The sequence below is a fragment of the Actinoplanes sp. NPDC048791 genome, from assembly GCF_040650095.1.
Classification (GTDB): domain Bacteria; phylum Actinomycetota; class Actinomycetes; order Mycobacteriales; family Micromonosporaceae; genus Actinoplanes.
Window position 1 is genome coordinate 1 of the sequence record NZ_JBEZGQ010000562.1, and the last position, 5,564, is coordinate 5,564.

Genomic DNA, 5,564 nt, shown 5'->3' on the forward strand with positions numbered 1-5,564 from the left:
GCGCGGCGAGGACGGCGACTCGGTCCCGCCGCCGGCACCGCACGCGGCCGGGCCGAGCAGCAGGGCCGCCAGCGTGAGACCGGCGACCGCCGGGAACTTCTTCATCGATGCCTCCATAGCGGTTGAGGCGGACCACGCCGGCCGCTGCCGTCGCGTCCGCCCGCGCCTCGACCAAACATCGCGGGGCGGGACCGGCGAGGCATCCTTCGCGCGGAATGAATACAGGCGCCTGCCCCTCCCCTAACGTCCGGGCCGGAGAAGGGCGGTCGCGGATGGCGGAGCCGACGATGTCCGGCCGGCAGCGGATCCGTGACCTGCGGCAGTTCCTGCTCTATCTGGGCAGTGCGATGACCGCGGCGGGCGAAGCGGTCAATCAGATCGAGGAGCGCCTGTGCCGGGTCGCGGCCGTCTACGGGGCACCGGACGCCCGGGTCAGCGTTCTGCCGACGTACCTGGTCGTGGCGCTCGAACCGGGGCGGTCGGCCACGCTGGAGCCGACCCGGCAGCTGCGCGGCAGCCTCCGGCTCGACCAGACCGCCGCGGTGTACGACCTGCTGAAGGCGGCCGAGCGCGGCGAGGTGGCGCCGGCCGACGGCAGCCGGCGGATCAGCGAGATCGTGGCGATGACACCCCGGTTCCGGCCGGTCGCCCAGGTCGCCGGCCATGCCGTGCTCGCCGGCGGCATCTGCCTCATCCTGGAGGCGTCCTGGACCGACCTGCTGCTGTCGGCGCTGTTCGGCGCGCTGGTGGGCACGTTCAAACTGATCGGCGCCCGCTGGACGAGCGTTCAGATGATCATGCCGGTGACCGCGGCGTTCTCGGTCACGGCGAGCACCCTGCTGCTCGCCGGCACCGGCTGGGCCGAGGTGGACCTGCGCGCCCTGGTCGCGCCGCTGGCCACCTTCCTGCCCGGCGCCATGCTGACCATGGCCGTGGTCGAGGTGTCCGCCGCCGCGCTGGTCACCGGATCGAGCCGGCTGGTGGCCGGCATCCTGCAACTGCTGCTGCTCGCGTTCGGCATCATCGGCGCCGCCCAGCTGGTGGGCCTGCCGCCGGCTGTCGCGGCGGCTGTCGTACCGCCGGACGCGGTCAACGTCTGGGCCCCCTGGTTCGGTCCGCTGGTCATGGGACTGGGCACCTACCTGGTCCAGTCCGGGCCCCGCCGCACGCTGGGCTGGCTCTGCCTGGTGCTGTACGCCGGCTGGATCGGCCAGTATCTCGGCGATCTCGTGCTGGGCAGCTACCTGAGCGGGTTCTGCGGGGCGGTCCTGCTGACCGTGGTCGCGTACCTGGTCGAGCGCAGGCCGTCCGGGCCCCCGGCGCTGGTCTCCTTCCTGCCGGGCTTCTGGCTGCTCGTTCCCGGCGCGCTGAGCCTCATCGGGATGACCGAGTACCTCAGCCGCAACGAGGTGCGCGGCGCCGAGGATCTGCTCGGGGCGACCACGTCGATGGTCGCGGTCGCCCTCGGCGTGCTCTGCGGTCATCCGCTGTACCGCGCCCTGGTGAAGTCGCTGCGCCTGGCGCCGTGACGACCACTCGTTGCTCGCCCGCCCGGGATGAGGTGGGGCCGTCGCCGTGCGGCCGATGATGCGTCCAGTCGCGGTGTCCGCTGCAACCCGATGAAGGGAAACGACGTGAGCGCAATGGATGTGCCCGCTCGGCGTTCGGTGCCGCTGGACGCGGCGGGTGAGCAGAGCAGTCCTCCGAAGACCAAGCGGACCATGGCCTACATCTCGTGGGTCGCCCTGGCGCTGATGACCACCAGCTCGGTGGCCAGCCTGCGTCCCTCCCCGACCATGGCGGTCTACGGCCTCGCCAGCATCTTCCTGTACGTCATACCGGCCCTGGTGTTCCTGCTGCCGACGGCCCTGGTCTCGGCCGAGCTGGCGTCCGGCTGGGAGGGTGGCGTCTACAACTGGGTGAGTCAGGGTCTGTCGAAGCCGCTGGGCTTCCTCGCCGTCTGGTGCCAGTTCGCCATGACGATCTTCTACTACCCGAGCCTGCTGGGCTTCGTGGCCAGCACGCTGGCGTACGTGATCAACCCCGACCTGGCCGGCAGCGGCGTCTGGACGGCAGTCGTGATCATGGTCTGCTACTGGAGCGGGGTGTGGGTGTCCTCCCGCGGCACCAGCGGCGTGGCCGGCCTGGCCAGCGGCGGCCTGATCATCGGCACGCTGGTCCCGGGAGCTCTGCTGGTCATCCTCGGCGTCGCTTTCCTGGGCCAGGGCAACGAGTCCGCCGCCCCGATGACCGCCGACCACCTGCTGCCCGCCTGGGCCGGGCTGTCCAGCCTGGTGCTCATCGTCAACAACTTCCTGTCGTACTCCGGCATGGAGATGAACGCCGTGCACGTGTCCTCGCTGCGCCGGCCGGGCCGGGAGTTCCCCCGGGCGATGTTCCTGGCCATGGCTCTCGTGCTGCTCATCTTCATCCTGCCCGCGCTGGCCATCAGCTGGATCGTGCCGGCCGACGAGCTCTCCCTGACCGCCGGCGTCATGCAGGCGTTCGACGCCGTGTTCGCCGCGTTCGACTCGCAGTGGCTGACCCCGATCCTGGGCGTCATGCTGGTCGCCGCGTCGCTCGGCGGCATGCTCACCTGGCTGGCCGGGCCGTCCAAGGGCCTGCTGCTGATCTCGCGCCAGGAGGGCTATCTGCCGCCGGTCCTGCAGCGGCTGAACAAGCACGGCGTGCAGCAGAACATCATGGTCGCCCAGGGACTGGTCACCACGGTGATCGCGCTGGCCTACGCGTTCATCCCGGACGTCTCCAGCGCGTACTGGATCTTCTCCGTGATCACCACGCAGGTCTACCTGATCATGTACCTGCTGATGTTCGTCGCCGCCGTCCGGCTGCGCCGCAGCCAGCCCGACCACCCGCGCGGATACCGCGCCCCGATGCTCACCGCGCTCTGCGGTGTCGGCTTCGCCGCCTCGCTGGCCGCCCTGCTGATCGGCTTCGTCCCGCCGTCCCAGTTCGGCTCCAGCAACGTCGGCGTCTATCTGCTCATCGTCGCCGGCGGCGCGCTCGGCCTCGGGCTGCTGGTGCCGTTCCTGTTCTACAAGCTGCGCAAGCCGTCCTGGAAGACGGCCGACCCGGAAGAGGTGCCGATCGCATGAGCGTCTCAGTCGCCCACACCAGCCACAAGGTCACCTACCTCGTGATCGGCATCATCTTTCTCCTGATCACCGGCGTGGCGATGGTCGCCTTCCTCAGTTCGCGCGAGGACAGGCAGGCCCAGGACAAGGCGGCGCAGCTCAGCTCCGAGCTGGCCGCGGCCGGCCTGCGGGTGCCGGACACCGACCGGATCGCCCAGGTGCTCGGCGACGACGGCGGCGCGGTCTGCGCCGACCCGGACAACGCGCTGCGCCGGGGCGTGCTCTACGGCATGCTCACCAACGGCGCGGCCGGGCCCGGCCAGCGCCCGGTGATCGCCGACAACAACGCGATGCGGGGCCAGCTGGCCATCATCAAGGTCTACTGCCCGCGCTACCTCGAACGGTTCCAGCAGGTCGTCGACGACCTCAAGACCTCGGCGGTGGCGGGATGAACGGCGTAGAACTGCGGGACCGCGTCGACGCGTTGATGGGGCGGGCCCGCGCCGACCTCGCCGCCCTGGTGGCGATCCCGTCGGTGGCCGACCCGCGGCAGTATCCGCCCGAGAAGTGCGACCGGGCCGCGCAGTGGGTGGTGGACCGCTTCGCCGAAGCCGGCTTCGACGGTCTGGGCCTGCGCCGGACCAGCGACGGCAGCAACGCCGTCTACGGTGAACGCCGGGTGGCCGACCCCGGCGCGCCGACCGTGCTGCTGTACGCCCACTACGACGTGCAGCCACCGCTGGACGACGAGGCCTGGCGCACGCCGCCGTTCGACCTCACCGAGGTGAACGGCCGCTGGTACGGCCGCGGCACCGCCGACTGCAAGGGCAACATCATCATGCACCTCACCGCCCTGCGGGCCCTGCGCGGCGAGATACCGGTCAATCTGAAAGTGATCGTGGAGGGATCCGAGGAGCAGGGCACCGGCGGGCTCGAGGACTTCGTGACCCGCCACGCCGACCTGTTGCAGGCCGACGCCATCCTCGTCTGCGACACCGGCAACGCCGCGGTGGGCGTACCGGCGGCCACCGTCAGCCTGCGCGGCATGGTCAACCTCGTGGTCGGCGTCGAAGCCCTCTCCTCCGAGGTGCACTCCGGCATGTTCGGCGGAGCCGCACCCGACGCCCTGGCCGCCCTCATCCACATCCTCGCCACCCTGCGCGACGACACCGGCAACACCACGATCACGGGCCTGGACAACACCCAGACCTGGACCGGCGAGGACTATCCGGCCGAGCGGTTCCGCGCCGACGCCGGACTGCTCGACGGGGCGTACCTGCTCGGCGACGGCGCCGTGGCCGACATGATCTGGGCCCGCCCCGCCGTCACCGTCCTCGGCATCGACTGCCCGCCGGTGGTCGGCTCCGCCGCGGCGATCCAGCCGCACGCCCGGGCCCGGCTCAACCTGCGGGTGCCGCCGGGCATGGACGCGGTCAAGGCGCACGAGGCCCTGGTCGGCCACCTGCACGCGGCGGCCCCCTGGGGTGTCCATGTGAGCGTGGCGACGGAAGCTCTGGGCCAGCCGTTCGAGGCGCGGACCGGCGGTCCGGCCTACCGGACGTTCGCCGCCGCCATGCGCGACGCGTACGGGCGGGAGATGACGTCCCTCGGGCAGGGCGGCTCGATCCCGCTGTGCAACGTCTTCGCCGACACCTATCCGGACAGCGAGATCATCCTGATGGGGGTGGAGGAACCACTGGCCCTGATCCACGCGCCGAACGAGAGCGTGCACCCGGACGAGATCGCCGCCCTGGCCACCGCCGAGGCGCTGTTCCTCCAGCGGTACCGGGGAAAGCAGCTCTAGCAGCGAAGGGAGCCGGCCGTGGAGGTGGGGCACGGCCGGCTCGACAACCTCCAGCGGCGGTGCGCGCCGCTCGCCTTCTGCTACGCCGTCGTCCGCAAGTACCTGGACGACGGCGGCGCGCGGGAGGCCGCACTCATCACGTACTACGGCTTCCTCAGCCTCTTCCCGGTCGTGCTGCTGGGCGCGGCCGTGGTGTCCCGGATCTTCCTGGACTCACCCGAGCTGCGCGCGGACGTGGTCGCCGCGATCGTGCCGCCGTCCTTGCAGGCCGACATGGCCGACTCGGTGGCTGTGCTGTCCCGGTCCCGGACGGCCCTGATCGCGGGGATGATCGGGCTGGCCTACTCCGGCACCGGAGTGGTCTTCTCGGCGTACCTCACGCTCAACCATCTCGCCGCCGTGCCGTTCCGGGACCGGCGTGGCGTCGTCTCCCGCCTGCTGCGCGTGCTCGCCGGCCTGGCGGTCATCCTGACCGGTGCGATCGCCTCCGGGGTGCTCACCGTGGCGATCGCCTCGACGCCGTACGGGCTGTCCTGCGCCCTCGGGCTGGTCGCCTCCGGCCTGGTGTCCGGCGTGGTGCTCACTGCGCTCGCCCGGCTGCTGCTGGACCGGCCGGCGCCGCTGCGGTCACTGTGGCCGGCCGCGCTGACCGGCGCGGTGGCCGT

5 protein-coding genes are annotated in these 5,564 nt (G+C 71.5%); all 5 read left to right on the plus strand.

What is annotated here, in order from left to right; genetic code table 11:
• Positions 1-272: 272 nt before the first annotated feature.
• Positions 273-1,529 carry a threonine/serine exporter family protein gene (locus AB0C29_RS31065; RefSeq protein WP_360827578.1) on the plus strand — a complete coding sequence of 419 codons (1,257 nt, stop codon included), beginning with the start codon at positions 273-275 and terminating at the stop codon, positions 1,527-1,529.
• A 114-nt stretch (positions 1,530-1,643) separates the two neighbouring features.
• On the plus strand, positions 1,644-3,116 hold the full coding sequence (locus AB0C29_RS31070; protein WP_360827590.1) for an APC family permease: 1,473 nt from the start codon (positions 1,644-1,646) through the stop codon (positions 3,114-3,116).
• Positions 3,113-3,547: a hypothetical protein gene (locus AB0C29_RS31075; RefSeq protein ID WP_360827581.1), complete on the plus strand. Its 435-nt coding sequence runs from the start codon at positions 3,113-3,115 to the stop codon at positions 3,545-3,547. Before AB0C29_RS31070 ends, AB0C29_RS31075 begins: the two co-directional genes overlap by 4 nt.
• Positions 3,544-4,899, plus strand: a complete 1,356-nt coding sequence (locus AB0C29_RS31080) for a dipeptidase (protein WP_360827584.1) — start codon at positions 3,544-3,546, stop codon at positions 4,897-4,899. Before AB0C29_RS31075 ends, AB0C29_RS31080 begins: the two co-directional genes overlap by 4 nt.
• An 18-nt stretch (positions 4,900-4,917) precedes the next feature.
• The coding region (locus AB0C29_RS31085) for a YhjD/YihY/BrkB family envelope integrity protein (RefSeq protein ID WP_360827587.1) at positions 4,918-5,564 on the plus strand (647 nt) is incomplete at its 3' end.

Bases quoted from the DNA above. Each gene is read 5' to 3' on its own strand.
- AB0C29_RS31065 (WP_360827578.1), top strand. From the start codon at position 273: ATGGCGGAGCCGACGATGTCCGGCCGGCAGCGGATCCGTGACCTGCGG.
- AB0C29_RS31070 (WP_360827590.1), top strand. From the start codon at position 1,644: ATGGATGTGCCCGCTCGGCGTTCGGTGCCGCTGGACGCGGCGGGTGAG.
- AB0C29_RS31075 (WP_360827581.1), top strand. From the start codon at position 3,113: ATGAGCGTCTCAGTCGCCCACACCAGCCACAAGGTCACCTACCTCGTG.
- AB0C29_RS31080 (WP_360827584.1), top strand. From the start codon at position 3,544: ATGAACGGCGTAGAACTGCGGGACCGCGTCGACGCGTTGATGGGGCGG.